The sequence below is a fragment of the Paenibacillus sp. UMB7766-LJ446 genome, assembly GCF_030226665.1.
GTDB lineage: Bacteria > Bacillota > Bacilli > Paenibacillales > Paenibacillaceae > Paenibacillus > Paenibacillus vandeheii.
The window spans coordinates 204,047-226,698 of sequence record NZ_JASOYM010000007.1 but is presented as its reverse complement, the minus strand read 5'-3'; the positions used below and the strand labels follow the sequence as shown (position 1 = coordinate 226,698).

The following is a 22,652-nucleotide window of genomic DNA, read 5'->3' as shown; positions in this document are numbered from 1 at the left end:
CTTTACCATGACCTTTTCCTTGGCGTATGGTGTAATCTGAGTATCTGCCAGTTATGACTGGATTCTGCTGGCCAATGGCAAAATCCAGGACGTAATTAGGGCGAAATTAAAGAAACACAGGTATAAACTAAAGAAAAGTTCCGGGTGACAAGTTAATGTCAGAAGGCAGATGATATACTTTAGACAGGAAAACAGCATCGGGGGGAACATGCGACTTGAAAATTGTTAGCGTTTACAAAAATTTCTTTAAAAATAATATGTTTATGAAGATGCTGTTCATCTTCTCCATGATATCAATTGTAACGATTATTACATTGTCCTATATCATTTTCCTGTCCGTGTCCGACGCCACGATTCGCCGAGAGCTGGCGATCCAGAAAGCGGCCATGGAAAGTGTCGACCGTTATATTCACCAGCAGTATGAATCGGTGCAGAACATGGTAAGGGACATGCATCAGAATGAGGCGCTGTCAGCCAATATTACCTACTTGATGAATCACACGTACGCCGAGTATGTACAGCATCTGACAAATGGCTATTATGCGAATCAGGATGATTACTCAGCTGATGTATTGAAACATTTTCAGAACATCATGGATCGCAATTCGGATATCAATCAAGTGATGTTATATAGTGCAGAGCAGCAGGATCTATCCACCTTCAACCAACATAAACAGTTCAGAAAGCTGGATACCAATGTGGCTCATTCCTACATTCCTGACGTGATGGCGATGGAGACACCGAATATTAGCGCGCCAAACTATTGGATACGTAAAGAAATCAATCAATGGGACCCGGCGCTGTATGCGATTCGTGTGCCCATCAACAATACACAGACCCTTCGAAATTTGGGACAGTTCCTCGTTTTCTTCGACTCTGCGGGCATTGGCAATGCTCTCGATAGCTATGAAAGTAACCTCAAGGGAGAGATTGTGGTGCTGTCAGCTAAAGGTACGGTATTGTTTGATTCCAACAGTAACTATTACGGCAAGAAGTACCCATATATAGAGGTGGCCGATTCCCTGTTTGATCAGACCGACATGGATTCGATGAAAAAGGAACGGAACATGTATGTGAACAAGTTTGTCTCGGCGGATCAGGGGTATGTGGTTGTTGGCACGGTTCCTGTGGATGAGATGGCCGAGGCCTATGCAGGTACTCGGAATACTATCGTTTCGATTAGCATCATATGTATCCTGTTTGCGGTATTGGTTCCGGCATTTTTCATTATTAATTTTGCCAAACGTACCCGCAGAATCATTCGTTTCACGCAAAAGGTGAAATATGGAAATCTGACAGCGCGCATCGATGATACCCGTGACGATGAGCTGGGACAGATCTCGCACAGCTTCAATGATATGCTGGATGAACTTAATCAGTATATTGAACGCGTCTACAAAGCCGAGATCAAACAAAAGGAGACTGAACTGGTTGCACTCCAGGCTCGAATTAATCCCCATTTTCTCTATAACACGCTTGAGGTCATTCGGATGAGGGCAATCTCTCAGGGGGCGAAGGATGTCGGAGAGATGATTTACAGTTTATCCGTGTTATTCAAGAGCCTCGTTCAGCAAAAGAAAAACTATACACTGAAGGATGAGATGGAAGCTTGCCGTTTATATCTGGAGTTGTTTCGAATCCGGTATAAGGACATTTTCATGTATTCGATTCAGTTGGACCCCGTTCATAATCAACATCCGGTGGTCAAGCTATCCCTGCAGCCGATCATTGAGAATTATGTGGTGCACGGCATCCAGACAGAACGTTCGGATAATCAATTATCGATCGTTGTTGAAGAGCTGGATGATGTGTTGCAGGTTGAGGTCAGAGATAATGGCAAAGGTATTGAACCTGCACGTCTGACTGAAATTCTCGAAGAACTGGAACGTCCGGAAGAATCAGGCCAGATGTTCGGACTGCGAAGCGTGCACACCCGTTTGCGTTTCCTCTATGGACCGGAATTCGGCATCACGATCGAGAGTACACTCGGAGAAGGAACCCTAATCAGGGTACGTTATCCTCATACAGAAGGGACAGGTATTTAATATGTACAAGGTATTTATTGTGGATGATGAACCGTTCATCATTGAAGGGTTGTACGATATTTTGGATTGGTCGTCATTTGATATGGAAATTGTGAGCCATGCCGGCAATGGACAGGCCGCTTTAAACGCCTTGTCGGCGCAGCCTGTTGACATTCTGATTACGGATATATCCATGCCCTTCATGAATGGTCTGGATCTCATTCGGGCAGCAAGGCAAGTGCAGCCTGATATCAAGGTGATTATTCTTAGTGGTTTCAATGAGTTTGAATATCTGAAAGAAGGCATGCAGCTGGGCATCGAAAATTACCTTCTCAAACCGATCAATGTGGAAGAGTTGGAATCGACGCTTCGCAATACGGCTTCGAAGCTGGACCATGCGTTGTCTCCTCAAACGGATGATGCTTATGGTGTTCAAATTCTGAAAGACAATATTCTTCACCGATGGCTGACGGGACAGATCGCGGCTACGGAATTCGAGGAACGAGCACAGTTCTTGAACCTTTCGCTGGATGCACCAGATGTTGCAGTAGCTGTATTGCGAGCAAAAGGGGAAACATCCGGCATGTTCGAGCGAGTGGAGGAAATGCTGAAGGATAAGTCCTATGTGAATATATTTCATGACATCGATGGAGATATCGTCATGGTTGCTAATGTGCATGCAGGCGAGGACGAGAAAAAGGAGTTTATGGGTTGTCTTGAGGCATTGTCCGCTGCGCTGTGTGAGACACATCCTACTGTTCTGATTGGGGCAGGAAGTCTGAAGCGCGGACTTCACCATGCTCCTGCAAGCTATCAGGAGGCAAAAAAGGCACTCCAGTATGTGATGATCTATCCCGACCTTAAAGTGATTGATCATGCCATCTTGGACAAATGCGGAAGCTCTGCCTCTTCCTTCTCCATTGATTGGAAGGAGTACGCGAAGCTCATTCTGTCTCGCAATACAGAGCTGCTTGCTGAGCGAATTCGGCTTGATTTTGAACAGCATCGCGACGGGGTCACTCCGGCTGAGTTGCAGAACATCGCATTGGAAGTGGTCATTCGCTTCAAGATGGAGCTGGAGGGTATCAAACATTCGGATGAATCCGCCATTTACCAACGTGGACTTCGTCTTGTGCTGGACAGCGGAACCTTTGATGAACTCGTGCAGGCGTTGCAGCAGGTGGGTACGGAGACGATTCAGTCTCTGCTTCAGGATCTGAAGAATCCAATCGTCAACCAGGTGCTTCAACATATTGACAAACATTACGCAGAAGAGCTTTCCCTGAAGCTGCTGGGTGCTCACTATCATCTTCATCCGGTATATTTGGGACAACTGTTCCATAAGGAGACGGGGGAGACGTTTGCCGAATATATCAACAAATACCGGATTGAACGTGCCAAGGAACAGCTGCGCAATTCGAATCTGAAAGTACATGAGATCGCAAGGAATGTCGGGTACTGGGAGACAGGATATTTCTATAAACAGTTTAGGAAATATGTGGGAATATCACCTACCGATTTTAAGGTTTTTGGATAATTTCCAGTGGAGTATCAATTGGACCATTGGACTGACATGGATGAGACATTCTGAGGACAGAAGGGCATGCAGTGCGTTGGTGCCAAATGTTACTCAGCATATCTTTTTTATGTAAGCGATTTATTCAAATAGGTACTAATTAATGAATTCGTACTGATTTCTCTTTAATTTGTACCTCGAAAACTTAAGTTTATCTTCTTTTTGAAAATGCTTTCATTCGATAAGGTTAAAGCAGTTAGTTTGTAGAGCTAAAGGGAACACGAAAAGGGAGGATCAAGGAAATGAGTAAACAAAGAAAAAGTTTTTCTCTCGTACTTGCATTATTGATGGCGGTTACACTTGTTCTTAGCGCCTGTGGAGGAAGCAAGGATGCGTCAGAATCAGGGGGAGCAGGTGAGGATCCTGTCGAGCTGATCTGGTATACCATCGGTACTCCTCAGAAAGATGTTAATAAAGTGATGGAAGAAGTCAGCAAGTACACCAAAGAAAAAATCAATGCCACAGTTACGATGAAGATGGTTGACTGGGGTGACTATCCGCAAAAGATGCAAGTTAACGTGGCATCCGGCGAGCCAATGGACATTCTGTTTACTTCATCCGGCGGATTCGATTATGTTCAAAACGCCAGAAAGGGTGCATTCCTGGAACTGGATGACTTGCTCCCTAAATACGGACAGGATCTCATTAAAACCATTGATCCTGCATTCCTGAGCGGTTCAAAAGTAGACGGACACAACTACGGAATTCCAGCTAACAAGGAGCTGCCTCAACAAGAGGTATGGCGTTTCAACAAAACGCTGCTTGAAAAATACAAAATGGACATCTCCAATATTCGTACGTTAGACAGTCTGGAGCCTTTGCTCAAAACAATCAAGGAAAATGAGCCAAGCGTGACTCCATTTGGAATGGATAAAAATTTCGTTCCTTATGTCCCTTATGACTACGTCATTCAGAATTTGCCAATGGCAATCAAACTGGATACAACGGATTACAAGATTGTGAACATTCTGGATACTCCGGAAATGAAAGCAGCTCTCAAAACGATGAGCAAGTACTACAAAGCTGGTTATGTATCGCCAGAGGCTGCAACAACAGGTTCGACCAACGACCTGACTACATCAGGCAACTGGTTCCTGGACCGTGCACAGACACAACCGCTCGCGGACAATCAATGGTCGGCAAGTTACGGATATCCGGTAGTTTCCACACCAGCGAGTGACGCGATCATCACGAACACGTCTGTACAAGGTTCGATTATGGCTATCTCAGCCAACTCCGAATATCCGGAGAAAGCAATGGAGTTCCTGAACCTGTTGAATACAGATCCAGTGCTGCGCAATATGGTTGATTCCGGTATTGAGGGCGTTCACTACAAAAAAGTGGATGACACGCACATGGAAAATTTGGCTGAATCCAAAAACTACGATATGCCTTCTTACTCCCTTGGTAACAACATGTTGTTGTATCTGAACAACAATGACCCGGATAACAAATGGGATGAGTTCAAGAAGTTTAATGCAGAGGGTGTAAATTCTCCAATTCTGAGCTTTAACTTTGACTCAAGTAACGTGTCGTCGGAACTGACTGCCGTACAGAATGTCAAAGAGCAATACTGGGCCGCATTGATGACAGGTACGCTGGACCCAGAGAACAATTTGGAGCAAGTGATTGAGAAGTTCAATCAAGCCGGACTTGAAAAAGTGATGGCTGAAGCCCAAACCCAGCTTGATGCCTGGAGAGCGGCAAATAAGTAAGGGTAAATTCAGGGATCGGGCCGCTGCTTGTTGCGCCCGATCCTTTTTCATTCAAGCCTGAAGGAGGATCTCCATATGACCGCATTTTTGAAAAATCTGATTAGAAACCGAGTCATGCTGTTCATGGTGCTGCCAGGCGCCATCTGGTTCTTCTTCTTCTCCTACTTGCCATTGGTGGGTACAGTAGCAGCATTTAAGCAATATCGCTTTAGCCGCGAAGGCTTCTGGGCAAGTCTGATGAAGAGTGAATGGGTGGGTTGGGATAACTTTAAATTCCTGTTCAGCACGAACGATGCCTGGCTTATTACCCGCAATACGCTTTTTTATAACATCGCCATTATTGTTCTGGGGCTGGTATTCGCTGTAGGTTTGGCAATTCTGCTCTCGGAGCTGGTTAATAAACGGTTGGCCAAATTGTATCAGACAGGTATGTTCCTACCGTATTTTCTATCCTGGGTCATTGTTGGATACTTCGCGTTCAGCTTCCTGAGCATGGACCGGGGGATGTTGAACCAAATTATTGGATGGTTCGGCGTGGAGCCGATTCAGTGGTATTCGGAAGCGAAGTACTGGCCGTATATCCTGGTGTTCGTCGCTTTATGGAAAACCATCGGGTACAACAGCATCGTCTATCTCGCTTCAATCCTGGGGATTGATCGGTCACTGTATGAGGCAGCGATGATCGACGGTGCAAACAAATGGCAGCAGATTCGCAATATAACGATTCCATTGCTATCCCCTATCATCATTATTATGACCTTGCTGGCCGTTGGCCGTATCTTCTATGCCGACTTTGGTCTCTTCTATCAGGTTCCGAGGGATTCAGGTACGTTGTATTCTGTCACAAATGTTATTGATACGTATGTGTATCGCGGCTTGAAAACGAGCGGTGAGATTGGCATGAGTACAGCTGCCGGATTGTATCAATCCGTTGTGGGCTTTGTACTTGTTATCATTTCCAACTATGTTGTACGCAAAATCGATAAAGATAGCAGCCTATTCTAGGATAAGGGAAAGGAGTGAACCACTGTGGCTCAACTCGTAAAAAAACGCGACTTCCATCATGTATCCAATGGCTGGAACGTAATTATGAACATCATAGCGGGTCTATTCGCTTTAATTTGTGTATTTCCTTTTGTGTTTGTGGTCATCATCTCGCTCACGGACGAGAAGGTACTGGCCCGTGACGGGTACCGACTTATTCCCGCGGAGTGGAGTCTCGCAGCCTATCAGTTTGTCTGGCAGAGTGGAGATACGCTGCTGCGAGCGTACGGGGTAACTATTCTGGTCACGGTACTGGGTACCATTGTCAGTTTAATTCTAATGTCATTGTACGCCTATGCGATTTCCCGCAAGAGCTTCCGTTATCGGAGATTTTTCTCCATATTTGCCATCCTGACCATGTTGTTCAACGGCGGGATGATTCCAACCTATATGGTCGTATCCCAGCTTCTTGGATTGAAAGATACCTTATGGGCACTGATCCTGCCACTTGCAATGAATGCCTTCTATATCATGATCCTGCGTACGTTCTATTCAACCAGTGTACCGGATGCGGTCATTGAATCGGCAAAAATCGATGGAGCCGGAGAATTTTATACGTTTTTGAAAATTGTCATTCCATTGTCTCTGCCGGGGCTGGCGACGATCGGTTTGTTTAGTACGCTCGGTTACTGGAACGATTGGTTCAATGCGCTGTTATATATCGATAATCCGAACCTCGTACCGCTGCAATCCATGCTGATGCGGATCGAATCCAGCATCCAGTTCATCCAGCAGAACTCGGCGAACAGCTCGATGAGTCTGGCGGCGATGCAATCCATTCCGCAGGATACTTCACGGATGGCTATGGTGGTTCTCGCCACATTGCCGATTATTTTCGCTTATCCGTTCTTCCAGCGTTACTTTGTACAGGGTCTGACGGTCGGAGCCGTTAAAGAGTAACCGAATCACTTCTACAGATGGAGGCATCGAAGGATGATGATATATAAGGATAAAAGCAAATCGGTGGAAGAGCGAGTAGAACATCTGCTGAGCTTAATGACGACGGAGGAAAAAGCGGGTCAACTCATCCAGCCCTTTGGCTGGCAGACCTATACGAATGATGAGGGAAACATCACGCTGAATGAATCCTTTAAGCAGCAGGTGGAAAACGGGGGCGTAGGCTCCCTGTATGGTGCGCTTCGTGCAGATCCATGGACGGGTGTTACGCTTGAAAATGGACTGTCTGCCAGAGAAGGGGCAGAAGCCGTAAACCTCATTCAGCGTCATGCTGTAGAGCATTCCAGACTGGGGATTCCCATTCTGATCGGAGAGGAATGCTCACACGGACATATGGCGATTGACGGTACAGTCTATCCGGTTCCCCTGCTCTTGGGCAGTACCTGGAACGTGGACCTGTACCGTGATATGTGCCGGGCGGTTGCCCGTGAGACGCGTGCTCAGGGCGGTGCGGTAACGTATTCCCCGGTACTGGATGTTGTACGTGATCCACGCTGGGGACGTACCGAGGAATGCTTTGGAGAAGATCCATACCTTATTGGCGAACTGGCTGTTGCATCCGTTCAAGGACTTCAGGGCGAAAGTTTGGACCAAGAGGATGCGGTAGCGGCTACACTGAAACACTTTGTCGGTTATGGCAGCTCGGAAGGTGGACGCAATGCGGGACCGGTGCACATGGGCTGGCGTGAACTGCTGGAAGTAGATCTGTATCCGTTCCGAAAAGCTGTTGAAGCAGGCGCTCAATCCATTATGCCGGCCTATAACGAAATCGACGGCATCCCGTGTACGGTTAATACGGAATTGCTGGAGGATGTTTTGCGAAAAGATTGGGGTTTTGACGGTCTGGTCATTACGGACTGTGGAGCCATCAACATGCTCTCCAATGGGCATGATGTGGCAACCGATGGATTGGAAGCATCCGTACAGGCCATCCAGGCAGGCATTGATATGGAAATGTCCGGTGAGATGTTTGGACAATATCTGGTGCAGGCGATCTCGGAAGGCAAGCTTGAAATGCATGTACTGGATCAGGCTGTCCGCCGCGTGCTGGCGCTGAAATTCAAGCTGGGACTATTCGAGAAGCCTTATGTGGATGCTGATCGAGCGGCAGAAGTCATTGGCAGTGAAGAGCATATTCAACTGGCACGCCAATTGGCTGCAGAAGGTGTGGTCTTGCTTAAAAATGAAGCTGCAGCTCTGCCTCTGTCGGCGGCAACAGCAGGCCGAATTGCTGTCATTGGTCCTAATGCAGACCAAGCCTACAACCAGTTGGGCGATTATACATCTCCCCAACCGAAATCCAAAGTGGCTACGGTGCTGGATGGCATCCGCAGTAAGCTTGCCGTTAGTAAGAGTGGGCATTCGGGGGAAGGCTCTGATGGAAATTCGAATGGTGAAGTCGAAGTGCTCTACGCACCGGGTTGCCGCATCAAGGGCGATTCAAGGGAAGGGTTCGAGCACGCGATAGAAACTGCGCGCCAAGCCGATACAGTCATCATGGTCGTTGGCGGCTCAAGCGCCCGTGATTTTGGTGAAGGAACGATCGATCTGAAAACCGGTGCTTCCAATGTGTCGGATAATTCATGGAATGACATGGAGTGCGGGGAAGGTATTGACCGTATGACGCTTGGTCTTGCGGGAGTACAACTGGAGCTGATTCAAGAGATTCACAAGCTCGGCAAAACACTTGTCATTGTTTATATTAACGGTCGTCCGATTACCGAGCCTTGGGTAGATGAACATGCCGATGCCATTCTGGAAGCATGGTATCCAGGCCAGGAGGGCGGACATGCCATTGCGGACATTTTATTTGGCGATGTGAATCCGTCCGGCAAATTGACAATCTCCATTCCGAAGCATGTGGGTCAATTACCGGTCTACTACAATGGTAAACGATCACGCGGCAAGCGATATTTGGAAGAGGATTTGGAGCCTCGCTATCCATTCGGATATGGGCTTAGTTATACTACGTTTGATTACAGCGAGCTGAAGCTGAGTACGGAATCGATGACAGCAGACGAGACGGTTACCGTATCCGTGAATGTCACCAATACAGGGGCTTGCAGAGGTGCAGAAGTTATTCAGATGTACGTATCCGATCTGGTCAGCCGAGTGGCTCGTCCAGCCAAGGAGTTGAAGGGGTTTGCTAAAGTGAATTTGGAACCCGGAGAGACGCAGACTGTAACCTTCCATATTGGAGCGGAGCAGCTGCAATATATCGGTCGTGATCTCACGCCTGTCGTTGAGCCAGGACAATTCCATATTCATATCGGAAGACATGTGAATGATACGCAGTTCACCGAGCTGACGGTAGAGGGGGCGTAAGGAAATGGAACGCATCAGACGATTTATTCGCGAGTTATCCGAACGTCAGTGGCTGGAGCAAATGGAGCTGCGCAGCTGGGACATCACTCGCGCTTATTATAAAGTACCAGGACAATATGAAGATCAGAAGGCCTATCCGGAAGGAGAGGGATTAGATCGTTTCCCGAGCGATCAGGGAACGACTTATTTCTTCCGTACTCGTCTGAAAGTTCCTGCCTCCTGGCAGAAGGAACCTTACGGACTTGTATTTGAATCCGGTGGAGAAGGCTTGCTGCGGGTGAATGGACACTCCTATCAGGGGCTGGATCGCAATCATACGTATGTAACACTCGATCCTTCCCGAATCGGGGCACAGCCCGACCTTGAGATTGAGTTATTTGATCCGGTGCCTGAGCCTGTTGATCCATTAAATCAGCAAGCGGTTATTCAGCCGCCGATTACATCGATCCACAGTTTGTTGGTGCGACCGAATGAAACTGTCCGCAGCCTGATGTACACGGTCACGATTGTGCGTGATTCCGCGGTGCTGCTTCCAGAAAGTGATTTCCGCCGTGTGCGCCTGCTGGAAGCGATCTATCGAGCGATGGATCAATTTGTTGGTCTGACTGAAGAGGCTGTCAAGCAGGGAAATGGCATCTACAGTATCGAAGAAAGATTGATTCATGAAGTGCGTGAGATTGGTGGAAACGCCGAAGGCTTGGAGCATATGGTGGGGCAATCGCACATCGATATTGCCTGGCTATGGCCTGTACGTGAGACGGTGCGGAAGACCAGTCGTACATTCTCCACGGTGGATGCACTTATGAATGAATATCCCGATTATATTTATTCACAGAGCCAGCCTTTGCTCTATGCTTTTCTGAAGGAACATGATCCGGAGCTGTATGAACGGGTGAAGAAGCGCATTGCCGAAGGAAGATGGGAACTGGTTGGCGGTATGTGGGTTGAGCCGGATCTGAACATTCCGAGCGGGGAATCTCTGATTCGTCAGATGTTATACGGTCAGCGCTTTTATATGGAGGAGTTCGGCAAAACATCCCGGATTGAGTGGCTGCCAGATACATTTGGTTATTGTGCTTCCCTGCCTCAGATTTTGAAGCATGGGAATGTCGAGTACTTTATGACGACCAAGCTCGGATGGAATGATACGAACGTGTTCCCATATGACCTTTTCCACTGGGTAGGCATTGATGGAACGGCTATCCTGTCTTATCTCAATCATGGTGTCAACGAGCACACGCTGCCGAAGGACATTCATGATCATTGGCAGTCTTACCGCGAGAAAGCGGCGCATCCTGAGCATATGCTTCTGTATGGGCATGGCGACGGCGGTGGTGGCGTAACACGAGAGATGCTGGAGTATGTGGATCGTTCGGAGTTGATGGTGGGACAGCCGAAGAATGGGTATAGCACGGCCGGAGCCTTTTTTGCCGGAATCGAGAAGGCACAGCCTGATCTTCCGAAATGGCATGGCGACCTGTATTTGGAGCTTCACCGGGGTACCTATACGACTCATGGCCGCAATAAGCGCAACAACCGGAAGGCTGAGGTGCTTTATCGTGAAGCGGAGCTCTGGAACACCCTTGCACTATCGCATATGGATGCACAGCAGGAAGCGGAAGTACGCTCTTCCCTGCATGATGGCTGGAAGCTGATCTTGCTGAATCAATTCCATGATATTATCCCTGGTTCGGCCATTACGGAATCCTATGTAACTTCGGATGAGGAGTATGTTCGGGTATTTGAGTTAGGTAGAGCAGGATTGAATCAAGGGGTTGCGGCATTGACGAAGGAGATTAACACGCAGGGGCCTGAGGGTTCTGTTCCCTACGTTGTGTTCAACAGCCTCGGCTGGACTCGAAGTGCAGTCATTCAACTTCAAATGCATGATGGATTTGATCGTTACGTCATAGATGAAGAGGGCCAGCGTTTGCGAATGGATCGGGAGGATGGACAAATTTCGATCCTGGTAACCGACATTCCAGCGTTTGGGCATAAGACGATTTGGCTTGTACCGGAAAATGCAAGAGAAACGAATGTACGGGAAATGGCGAGCATTGCTGGCCAAAAGAACTTTACAGATACATGGGAAACCGCGTATTACCACGTGCAGTTTAACGATCGAGGCGAGATATCCCGCTTGTGGGACAAGACAGCAGAACGCGAGATCCTGAAGCCGGGTGAACGCGGCAATCAATTTCAATTTTTCCATGACCGTCCGACGCTTTGGGATGCCTGGGATATCGACAGCCGTTATGAGGCCCAGGTTGCTGGAGAAGCGGAGCTTGTGGAGAAGAAATTGGTGCTGGCAGGCACGACGAAGGATGTAATTCGCTTCCGCTGGAAAATCCATCAGTCGGAAATCACGCAGGACGTTATATTCTATCATGACCATCGACGGATCGATTTCAAGACCCATGTGAGCTGGAATGAAGATCATAAATTGCTCAAAGTAGGCTTCCCGATCGATGTAGTGACTTCCAAAGCAACCTATGAAATTCCATTCGGTGCATTGGAGCGTCCGACCCATCGCAACACGAGTTGGGAGCAAGCTCAGTATGAAGTGTGCGGACACCGCTTCGCAGATGTCGCGGAGTACGGATATGGCGTCAGTTTGCTTAATGACTGCAAATACGGATACGACGTACAGGGAAGCACGATTCGCCTCTCCTTGCTGCGTGCACCGAGATGGCCTGACCGGACTGCGGATCTTGGAGAACATCACTTCACCTATTCCCTGTATCCACATGAAGGTGACTGGAGAAGTGCACATACCGTGCGTCAGGCAGCCGAATTGAATCATGAAGTGCCAGTGCATCAGATGGACCAGAACGAAGGTGTACGGCCGCCAACTGGAGCATGGATTAAATTCGATGGCAGCCATGTCATCTTGGATACGGTCAAACCAGCTGAGGGAGGACACGGTACAGTACTCCGTTTCTATGAATCTTCAGGCATACGGGAACGGGTGACGCTACAATGGCCGCATGCATTTGAGCAAGCCTATCACTCCAATGCTTTGGAAGATGCAGGCGAACCGCTGGCCAGTACCAATGGTCAGATTACTTTGTCCTTTAAACCTTACGAAATAAAAACCGTGCTACTACGGTAAACCTTTTTGAAATACTCTGAGCTATGTAAGATGAACTAAACCATGTACACGAAAACGTAGAGTGCAGAACCAGATGGAGAAGCGAAGTGTTCGCCTTTATCCCCGGATTTTCCCTTTGGAGAAGGGAATCAAAAAAATCTGGGGATAACAGCGATCGGAAGATGGTACTGCAATCGTAGTGTCCTAGTGTACAGTTAATGGGTTTATCTTGCTATGGCTACACCATTCAATTTGTTTAAGGAGTGCACTCATTCATGGAACAATTCAGACTACCCAAAATACCGATGCCACCTGTTGCATTGCCACAAGCCGTTCAGGCTGTAATGGAAGAAGCGGAGCAGAAGCTGGCGCATCGACCGAAGCTGCTTCAGCTATTCAAGAACTGTTTTCCCAATACGATTGAAACGACAACGAAATTAATGGATGACGGCACGACCTTTGTCATCACGGGCGATATTCCCGCTTCCTGGCTGCGTGATTCCGTGGAGCAAGTGGTGCACTATATTCCGTTTGCGAAGGAAGATGCAGATCTGCAACGGATCATTGGCGGTCTGATCAAGCGCCACATCCAGTACGTTCATATTGATCCGTATGCCAATGCCTTCAATGAGACAGCCAATGACTGGCACTGGAACACAACCGACGTGACGGAGATGTCACCTTGGGTATGGGAGCGCAAATTCGAGATTGATTCCCTGTGCTTTGTTATCCGTCTGGCTTATTTATATTGGAAAGAAACCGAATTGACGGATATTTTTGACTCCAGCTTCAAAGCCGCAATGCTCAAAATCGTGGATTTGTTCCGCGTGGAGCAGCATCACATGGAGCAATCACCATATAGCTTTACCCGCAATAACGGCATTGCTACGGATTCAATCCGCAATAATGGACGAGGTATGCCCGTCAATTACACAGGCATGATCTGGTCTGGATTCCGTTCGAGTGATGATGCATGTGATTTCCACTACAACATCCCTGGCAATATGTTTGCCGTTGTTGCCCTGCGTCATATGCAGGAGTTCGCGGAGTGGGTATTCCGTGACATGGCACTTCTACAGGAGCTTAAGGATTTGGAAGCTGAAGTAGATCATGGTATTCAGCTTTACGGGATTTACCGTCATCCTGAATTTGGACCGATCTACGCGTATGAGACCGATGGCTTCGGCAACTACTGCCTGATGGATGATGCGGGTACACCGGGACTGATGTCCATTCCTTACCTTGGCTATGTCACAGCGGATGATCCGATCTATCAGAATACGAGACGTTTTGCGCTCAGCAAAGAGAATCCATTCTATTATGAAGGCAAAGTTGCCAAAGGAATCGGCAGCCCGCATACACCGCCGGACTACATCTGGCATATGGGTCTGTCCATGCAGGGGTTAACGGCCCAGTCTGCTGAAGAGAAGCTGGAGATTATTCGGATGCTGGAAGCAACAGATGCGGATACAGGGTATATGCATGAAGGTTTCCATGCCGATGATCCGACGATATTCACAAGAAAATGGTTTGCCTGGTCCAACAGCCTGTTCTCCCAGCTGGTCTATAAATCCATGAAGGATGGCCTGCTATGAGTAGCGCACAGGTGAAGGGAACCAAGCTGATTATTTTCTCTGATCCAGCGTTTCCGGTGCAAGGCACGTTGCCATCGCAAGATGCTCTTGATTTATGGAAAACATCCGAAGAAGTCATCGTTGTAGGCGCGGATGAATTGGCTTCGGTTTTGAGCAGGGCGGCAGGTGAAGGGTGTTTCGTGAATCTGCATGCACCCTATTTTCCAAAATCGGCTTGGACTGAAATTTCAGCTTTTCTTCATCAGGGCGGAAGCCTGATCAGCGTTGGTGGCGCACCTTTCAAACGTCCTGTTCGTCAGGAGAACGGGGCATGGGTCTCCGAGTCGGAACAAACGGCGTATCATCAGGAACTATACATTCATGAGGCGTTACAGGTATCCGCAGCCAAAGTGGATTCACTAAATTCATCCGAAGATATTCCACTCCTTGCAGGTAAGGAAGGGATGTTCGAGAGTGCGGATACGTGGAATCTGGTACCCCATACAACCAAAACAAGTGATTTGCCACATCAGATGGGTTCTTCAGGTCCGATGAGCACGCAGATTTCTCCGCTGCTCCGTGGCTACAGCAAGGATGGTCGTAGCATCGCTGCCCCGATCGTATTGTGGGAAAACTCCCGCAGTACGTTTGCCGGTTCACGCTGGCTGTTTGTGCATTTGCCTCTGACAGCTACCTTCTGGGAACAGAACGGAGCAGCTGAAATGGTGAATTGGGCACTGTATTGCGCCAAAGGTGTGACCGAGCTATCTCTGAAGCCGAACTATGCTTCGTATGAACCGGGTGAACGAGCTTCACTGATTCTCCAAACTCAAATTCTACAGCGTGCGGGCAGCAGACGAAGTGAGCCTGAGGTGTGGACGTTTTATTTGACGGTTGAACGGGAGAATCGCACCAATGGCACGGTAGAGAAGGTATGGAATCATCACCTGGAGATGGAAATTTCCGGCGAGCAGCGTTTTGAACGCATTCTTCTTCCGGTTTCAATCGAGAGCGGGCTGTACCGCATCGTGAGTCGTGTTCAGGCACCAGATGGAGAAGTTCGTATACTGCGGCAGGGTTTCTGGGGGCAAGACGCGGCCTTGTTGGCAGAAGGTGAAGTTATTACACGCAGCAGAGATTATTTTATCAAAGACGGGCGTCCACTGCCTGTTGTTGGTATGACCTACATGACCTCTGACGTAGCACGGAAATTTCTGTTCTTGCCCAATGCAGATGTGTGGGATCGGGATATGGCACAGATGGCGAAAGCGGGCATTAACTGGATTCGGACCGGGATCTGGACTGCCTATCGCAACATGATGCAGGTGGATGGACACATGTCCGAGGATGTACTGCGCGCCATTGATGCGTTCCTGTTAACGGCAAAACGGCATGGCCTTCAAGTGACGTTTACCTTTTTCTCCTTTACACCTGAGACGTGGGAAGGAACGAATCCGTATCTGGACCCGCAGAGCGTAGATGCACAGAAACGATTCATCCGCAGCATTGTCAGTCGTCACAGACATTCCACACATGTGGACTGGGATTTGATTAATGAACCGTCGATGTTTGATCCGGTGCGCATATTCTCGAATGGTCCACGTTCGGCACGAGATTTGTATGAGCAGCAGGCATTTATCGAGTGGCTTCAGCAGCGTCATCAGACGATTGAAGCGCTGCAGGAGGCATGGAACATGTCACCTAAGCAGCTCCCGGACTTTACGGCAGCAGTCATTCCAGAGCCGGAAGAGATCAATTTCGATGTTCAGGATATGCACAAGGCTAAAAAAGGAACACGCTGGCTCGATTACTGTCTCTTCTCGATGGAGATGCATAATGTTTGGGCGAGAGAGCTTGTAGGCACAATCAAGGATCTCGTTCCTAATCACCTGGTTACCGTTGGACAGGATGAAGCTCTTGGAGCACAGCGGCCTTCACCGTTCTTCTATGAACAGGAAGTGGATTATACAACGGTGCATTCCTGGTGGCTCAACGATGATCTGATCTGGGACGGTATTTTTGCCAAAACACCACATAAACCGAATCTCATTCAGGAGACAGGCATCATGTATGTGGAAACGCCGGATGGCCGGGCCAAACGCACAGAGGAAGAGCTTCACAGCATTCTGGAGCGTAAATACGCTTATGCCTTCTCAACAGGTGGTGCCGGAGCCGTGCAGTGGATCTGGAATACCAACTTCTATATGGATAATGCCAATGAATCTCATATCGGGGCGCTGCGAGCGGACGGTACGGAAAAACCTGAGGCCGATGTGTCTTATGACTATGGACGATTTATGGAACAGATTCGAGACTTGTTTACCGATCGTGAGCTGGAGGAAGTTGTAGTAGTCTTCCCGTATTCCAACGACTTCTCGAACCGTGCCCTTGCTTACGATGCAACAACGAAACTTACCCGTGTGATGGCTTATGAGTTAAAGCTGCCGTTCCGGGCTGTATCCGAGTATCATCTGGAAGCTTTGAAGCAGCAGCCACCGAAGCTGATCATGGTTCCGAGTCCGCACAACATGGACAACGGTGCGTTAAGCGAGCTGCTGAACTTCGCGGAGAAGGAAGGAGCTACGCTGCTTATTACCGGACCGCTCGGTTTGGATGCCTATTGGAAGAGAAGTGAACGGGCAGATCACCTTGTAGGCGAGCGCAGTCTGGGCAACGTACAGCGAGAAGAAATGCTAAATATTAACGGGGTGAATCACCGCGTCACGTATGGTCGTCGCCGGATTGCCGAGGTGGCAAAGGAAACGTTGCTTCATGCGGAGAATCATACACCTGATGAAGTAGTATTACTGCCATTAGGCAAAGGCAAATTGATCTGGAGTCCGCTGCCGCTGGAGTTGAATGGCCGGGATGAGCCGCTGGCAGACCTGTATCGATATGCGTCAGAAGTGGCTGGCATTGAACATGAGCTGGAATGGGTATCTGGCGGTGATCTGGCAGGGATTTATGGCCGGAAGCTAAGCTTCCCGAAAGGAAATCTGTACGTATTCGTGTCAGAATTCGCTTGGGATCATGAGGTGAAAGTCAGAGATAAGCGTACAGGAGTTCTGTATACGTTCCTGTTGGAGAAAAATCGTTCTGTGCTGTTTGCCACAGATGCTGCCGGACAGCTGCAAGCCGTGTATCGTCCGGATGAGGTAGAGATTGTACAACAAGAGGTAGAGGGGGAATAATTCAATGACCAAACCAACAAGCAAGTCAAAGAGAGCACATATTATTTCTCACACGCACTGGGATCGGGAATGGTATCTGCCGTATGAGAAGCACCATATGCGATTGGTTCAACTGGTGGATTCATTACTGGATCAGCTCGATCAGGGCCCTGATTTCAAAAGTTTTTACCTGGACGGCCAAACCATCATTATTGAGGACTATCTCCAGGTTCGACCTGAGCAGAAGGAACGGCTGGAGAAGCATATACGTGATGGACGAATTGTCATTGGACCATGGTATATCCTGCAAGATGCCTTCCTGACCAGTGGTGAAGCGAATGTACGTAATATGCAGGTCGGGCATCGGGATGCAAAGCGTTACGGGACACCTTCAAAGATTGGATATTTCCCCGATACCTTTGGACTGGTGGGACAGACACCACAGCTTATGCTGCAATCGGGCATCGATAATGTCTTCTTCGGACGGGGTGTGAAGCCAACGGGCTTCAACAACACAGTGTCTGACGCTGGATACGAATCCAGTTTCTCAGAGCTGATGTGGGAAGGCCCGGATGGATCGAAGGTGCTCGGTGTTTTATTTGCCAACTGGTACTCCAACGGGAATGAGGTTCCGGTGGACGAAGCTTCGGCTCGCAAGTTCTGGGAAACCAAGCTCGCAGACGCAGAGAAATATGCATCGACAAATGAATTGCTGTACATGAACGGATGTGATCACCAGCCGATTCAGAAGGATCTGCCTGAAGCCATCCGTATGGCTGAACAGTTGTATCCCGATATCGAGTTTGTTCACTCCAACTTCCCTGACTATCTGTCAGCCTTGAAAGAATCTGCGGTTCAAGAGCTGTCTGTTGTAAAAGGAGAGCTGCGCAGTCAACGTACCGACGGCTGGGGCACTCTGGTGAACACAGCTTCGGCTCGCGTTTATCTGAAACAGATGAACCAGTTGGGACAGGCCATGCTGGAAAAGGTGGCTGAGCCACTGGCTTCGTTCGCGCACCTGTTAGGTCATCCTTATCCTCATGATCAACTCACTTATGCCTGGAAAACGTTGATGCAGAATCATCCGCATGACAGCATCTGTGGCTGTAGCGTAGACGAGGTGCATCGCGAGATGGTCACACGCTTCGATAAGAGCCGTCATGTCGCTGAGGCCCTGATTGAGGATAGCACCAGCCAAATCGCAACAGCGGTAGATACTTCAACCTTTGAACGCTATGGTGAAGAAGCACGGCCTGTGGTTGTGTTTAATACATCGGGATGGGAGCGCAGCGGTGTGGTTCAGGTAGAACTGGATGCGGCCCGTCTGTACTTCCGTGAAGGCTTCTCATTGGAGGATATGGCTGCCAAAATGAACGCCATTGACCTGTCAGGCCGTATATTGGTGGATGAAGAAGGTAAACCAGTTCCTTGTACGGTAGAGGATTTGGGTCTGCAGTTCGGATATGATCTGCCGGATGACCGATTCCGTCAGCCCTATAGCTGCCGTCGGGTCAGCATTACGTTTGAAGCAGGGAACGTGCCTGCACTTGGCCTGAAGACGTATGCTTTGGTTCGCATGAACAGCAATGCTGCGATTGATTCAAATGCTGTTGCTGGGGAGTCTGTAGATACCAATGCGAATTCAACTACACTGCTGCGTGGTGAACGTGGCATGGAAAATGAATATTTGATCGTAAATATTGCAGACAATGGCTCATTTGCACTTACGGATAAACGGACAGGCCGGACGTACAAGGATCTTGGCGTGTATGAAAATGTCGGCGATATCGGCAATGAGTACATGTTCAAACAGCCGGAGAACGAAGTGGCATTGACCACGAAGGATCTTCAGGCAGAGATTCGGGTCATCGAAGATGCGTCTTACAGAGCATCCTACGAAATTGTTCATCATTGGGAGATTCCTGAATCCGCTGACGAAGTGCTTGATCGTGAGCAGCGGGAACTGATCTATTACCCGCATCGCAAAGCGCAACGTTCCAAGGAACTGGTTACGCTGAAGATCCGAACCATTGTGTCTTTAAGTCGCAGTGGAAAAGGCGTCAAGCTCGAAACAACCTTCAACAATCAGGCGAAGGATCATCGGGTGCGAGCACTCTTCCCGACGGATCTGACAGCGGCTGTTCATCACGTGGACTCGATGTTCGAAATTGCTGCTCGTGATAATACGCCTGCACCGGAATGGCAGAATCCGAGCAACACTCAGCATCAGCAAAGTTTTGTTGATGTGAGCGAGGATCAGGCTGGATTGGTTGTAGCCAATCTGGGTCTGAATGAATATGAGGTTCTTGAGGATGGACGGAATACGATTGCCGTGACATTGCTTCGTGCGGTGGGAGAGCTTGGAGACTGGGGATTGTTCCCGACACCGGAAGCTCAGTGTCTCGGAGAGCATTCCTTCCAGCTGGAGATCATCCCTCATGACGGGAACGGAGCTACCTCCGGAGCATACATTGAAGCTTACCAGTTCCAGATTCCATGGACTGTGGCTCAGACGGACGTACACCCGGGTTTCCTGACGCCAAGCAACACACCGTTTGAGTGGCAAGGGGACGGTCTTGCGTTTTCTTCACTGAAGGTGAACGAGGATTCGGGTGATCTGATGTTACGTTGGTATAACATGAGATCTAATACGACGGAATTGAAATTTGCTGCTTCGGAGTCCATCCCGCAAGCATTGGCAGACGCATATCAGAGCAACATTCTGGAGGAAGAGACAGGCAAGCTGAATGCTTCTATTATAAATGAATCCTCGGCTGCTATGATTAGCAAGGAATGGGCTTTGCAGGCGGGACCTTGCGAGATTGTTACGGTGGGGTTGCGTCGTTAATTTGGCAAGCGTGATCGGATCAATTCTTCGTGTAGAGTCTACCTGGAGTTCAACGGACTGTCATCGAATGGATAATGTTTTTTCCAGCTGAAAATGTTGAGTTATTCCTCAAGTTTATATAGAATGAACAGTAGCATTACAAAGCGATCGAAGGTTACCCTGCCATCATGATGGTCATCGTAAAATTCAATTGTTCATTCTATATTGAAACTATTAAGGAGGCTTGAAGCCATGGAATCCTTGGGAGGACTGCTTCAGCAGCTGAATCCTTCCTTTCGTGAACAGTCGCGGCGGATTGCGGCGGAATTGATGGAAGATCCGTACGTACGCGAATTCCGCGCAGGTCATCCTGAACTGAAAGATGCACAGCTTATTACCGATCTGAGCAAGCTGTATCAGTATGCCAAAGATTCGAAGAACTGTGCGAATTGTCCGGGGCTCGACAACTGTCCTAACGATTTCCAGGGTCACTTTTGCAAACTGGAAGTAGAGCATTTTAACGGTAAACCCGAAATTATAGATAAAAAAGCACCTTGTTCCAAACATATCGCCCGGCAAAACGAGCATGTTATCAAGCAGAGAATCCGCAGTTTCTATGTGGACGAGCGTGCGCTCAATGCAGGATATAACGATGTGGAGATTATGGGCAAGGATCGGATGCGTGCTCCGGCGGTGAACCAGGTTCTGCGTTATATTAACGAGACCAAGGAGAATGGATTGTCTCCGCAAGGACTGTTTTTGGAAGGATCATTTGGAACGGGCAAGACGTTTCTAATGTGTTATCTGCTTCATGAACTCGCGGTTGTGGGCCACACCGGTGTCATTATCTACATGCCTGACTTTGTGGAGGATCTGAAATCCATGATCAGTGAAGGAAACAAGCTGAAGGAAACGACGGATATTCTGAAAAGCTGTGATCTGCTCATCTTTGATGATATTGGGGCAGAGAATCTGAACCCATGGGTTCGGGATCATGTGATGGGTTCCATTCTGAATTATCGTATGAATCGCAAGCCTACATTTTATACGTCCAACTACAACTTGGATGGGCTGGAGAAACATCTTAGCTTCACCAGCAGGGACGGCGAGGAAATGAACAAAGGCCAGCGTTTGATGGACCGGATTCGTCCGTTTGTGGATGTCATCTCGGTTCGGGGTGAGAATCAACGGGGCAAACGTTAATCCCTATTATGTCACCGATCTTATCTGATTATTTTTACACATATAGTCGAGTCCCAAAAAAAGCCTGGCTTTCGCATTGTTGCGAAAACCGGGCTTTTCTGGCCTGCGTGGAGCCTGAAGATCCTATTCGGTAATAAATTTGAAGATAACCATTCCGAAAAAGATGACCGTCATCAGGCCGGCCATGCCAGTAACACCCGCTATAAGATCAAACAGATCGTTACGGGGTTCCTCGTTCACATGTTCACGCGGGTCGTTGATTCGCACATTTGCATCCATGGTATTGCCTCCTTATGGGGATTACAGCTTGCCCTTACAGGGAGCTGAAGCCCGGAGTAATTTTAGTATACTTGGAAAAGAAAGCGTTTGTAAAGATTTTGCAGTGATCCTGCCAAGTTCTTCAATTGTGAAGATTTGATGTTGGGAAGATGAACATTGATGCGTTCATTTCACAAGTTTAAAGTACCTGTGTTATACTGGAAGTGTCGTTCACGACGTTACAGGTTAAAATAAACCGTAAGTATATATAAGGAGGACAATTTCATGGCTATTGTTAACGTATCCGATCAATCCTTTAACGCTGAAGTCGAAGGCGAAGGAACGGTTCTTGTTGATTTTTGGGCGCCTTGGTGTGGTCCTTGTAAAATGCTCGCTCCAATCCTGGAAGAGCTGTCCACTGAAGTTGGCGATGCAGTGAAAATTGCTAAAGTCAATGTGGACGAAAATCCGGAATCTGCTTCCCGCTTCGGCGTAATGAGCATTCCAACTTTGATCTTCTTCAAAGACGGTCAACCAGTTGATAAAGTGGTTGGTCTGAACTCGAAAGATGCTCTCAAAGGAATTATCGCAAAACACCAATAAGTTACCAGGCTTACACATACGCCTCCGGTTATGCGCCGGGGGCGTTTTGCGTCGAAACCTTTTATATAGGACAATATAAAGTATAATTGTTTTTACACGATAACGTGGAGTGTAGAACCCATCTGGAGAAGCGCAGCGTTCCCATTTATTCTAAGACTTTTCCCTTATATATTATTGGATCTAATTATTTACACAGTAACGGAGAGGACAGAAAAAACCTGGAAAAGCGGAGCGGTCGCATTTATCACCGGATTTTCCCTTTGAAAAAAGGGAATCGAAAAAATC

General features: G+C 48.2%; 13 protein-coding genes. 12 read left to right on the top strand and 1 reads right to left on the bottom strand.

What is annotated here, in order from left to right:
• Positions 1-215 precede the first annotated feature (215 nt).
• The 11 genes from QP794_RS18780 to dnaI all read left to right on the top strand — a co-directional run bounded on the left by QP794_RS18780 (position 216) and on the right by dnaI (position 21,506).
• Positions 216-2,045 carry a sensor histidine kinase gene (locus QP794_RS18780; protein WP_483311925.1) on the top strand — a complete coding sequence of 610 codons (1,830 nt, stop codon included), beginning with the start codon at positions 216-218 and terminating at the stop codon, positions 2,043-2,045.
• A 1-nt stretch (position 2,046) separates the two neighbouring features.
• The gene (locus QP794_RS18775; protein ID WP_285078462.1) at positions 2,047-3,561 is read left to right on the top strand and encodes a response regulator transcription factor; all 1,515 of its coding nucleotides are present in this window, start codon (positions 2,047-2,049) and stop codon (positions 3,559-3,561) included.
• Between the two features lie 281 nt (positions 3,562-3,842).
• Positions 3,843-5,315 (top strand): ABC transporter substrate-binding protein, encoded by a 1,473-nt coding sequence (locus QP794_RS18770; RefSeq protein WP_285078461.1) that lies wholly within the window; start codon positions 3,843-3,845, stop codon positions 5,313-5,315.
• A 75-nt stretch (positions 5,316-5,390) separates the two neighbouring features.
• Complete coding sequence (locus tag QP794_RS18765; RefSeq protein ID WP_024632639.1) at positions 5,391-6,320, top strand: ABC transporter permease; 930 nt, start codon at positions 5,391-5,393, stop codon at positions 6,318-6,320.
• 84 nt (positions 6,321-6,404) lie between these two features.
• Positions 6,405-7,259 (top strand): carbohydrate ABC transporter permease, encoded by an 855-nt coding sequence (locus QP794_RS18760; protein WP_236642230.1) that lies wholly within the window; start codon positions 6,405-6,407, stop codon positions 7,257-7,259.
• A 33-nt stretch (positions 7,260-7,292) separates the two neighbouring features.
• Positions 7,293-9,641, top strand: coding sequence for a glycoside hydrolase family 3 N-terminal domain-containing protein (locus QP794_RS18755; protein WP_285078460.1), 2,349 nt, complete (start codon positions 7,293-7,295; stop codon positions 9,639-9,641).
• Between the two features lie 4 nt (positions 9,642-9,645).
• Positions 9,646-12,753 (top strand): alpha-mannosidase, encoded by a 3,108-nt coding sequence (locus QP794_RS18750; protein ID WP_285078459.1) that lies wholly within the window; start codon positions 9,646-9,648, stop codon positions 12,751-12,753.
• 254 nt (positions 12,754-13,007) lie between these two features.
• Positions 13,008-14,327 carry a glycoside hydrolase family 125 protein gene (locus QP794_RS18745; RefSeq protein WP_285078458.1) on the top strand — a complete coding sequence of 440 codons (1,320 nt, stop codon included), beginning with the start codon at positions 13,008-13,010 and terminating at the stop codon, positions 14,325-14,327.
• Complete coding sequence (locus tag QP794_RS18740; RefSeq protein WP_285078457.1) at positions 14,324-17,497, top strand: beta-galactosidase; 3,174 nt, start codon at positions 14,324-14,326, stop codon at positions 17,495-17,497. Before QP794_RS18745 ends, QP794_RS18740 begins: the two co-directional genes overlap by 4 nt.
• 4 nt (positions 17,498-17,501) lie before the next feature.
• A complete protein-coding gene (locus QP794_RS18735; RefSeq protein WP_285078456.1) occupies positions 17,502-20,324 on the top strand; it encodes an alpha-mannosidase in 2,823 nt (940 codons plus the stop codon).
• A gap of 231 nt (positions 20,325-20,555) precedes the next feature.
• The gene (dnaI, locus tag QP794_RS18730) at positions 20,556-21,506 is read left to right on the top strand and encodes a primosomal protein DnaI (protein WP_024632632.1); all 951 of its coding nucleotides are present in this window, start codon (positions 20,556-20,558) and stop codon (positions 21,504-21,506) included.
• A 123-nt stretch (positions 21,507-21,629) separates the two neighbouring features.
• Here the strand turns inward: dnaI and QP794_RS18725 are convergent, their stop codons facing one another.
• Complete coding sequence (locus QP794_RS18725; RefSeq protein WP_094937839.1) at positions 21,630-21,785, bottom strand: YqzM family protein; 156 nt, start codon at positions 21,783-21,785, stop codon at positions 21,630-21,632.
• Positions 21,786-22,049: 264 nt separating this feature from the next.
• On the opposite strand from QP794_RS18725, the gene trxA reads away from it, so the two are divergent.
• A complete protein-coding gene (trxA, locus tag QP794_RS18720; protein ID WP_017692451.1) occupies positions 22,050-22,367 on the top strand; it encodes a thioredoxin in 318 nt (105 codons plus the stop codon).
• Positions 22,368-22,652: the final 285 nt, after the last annotated feature.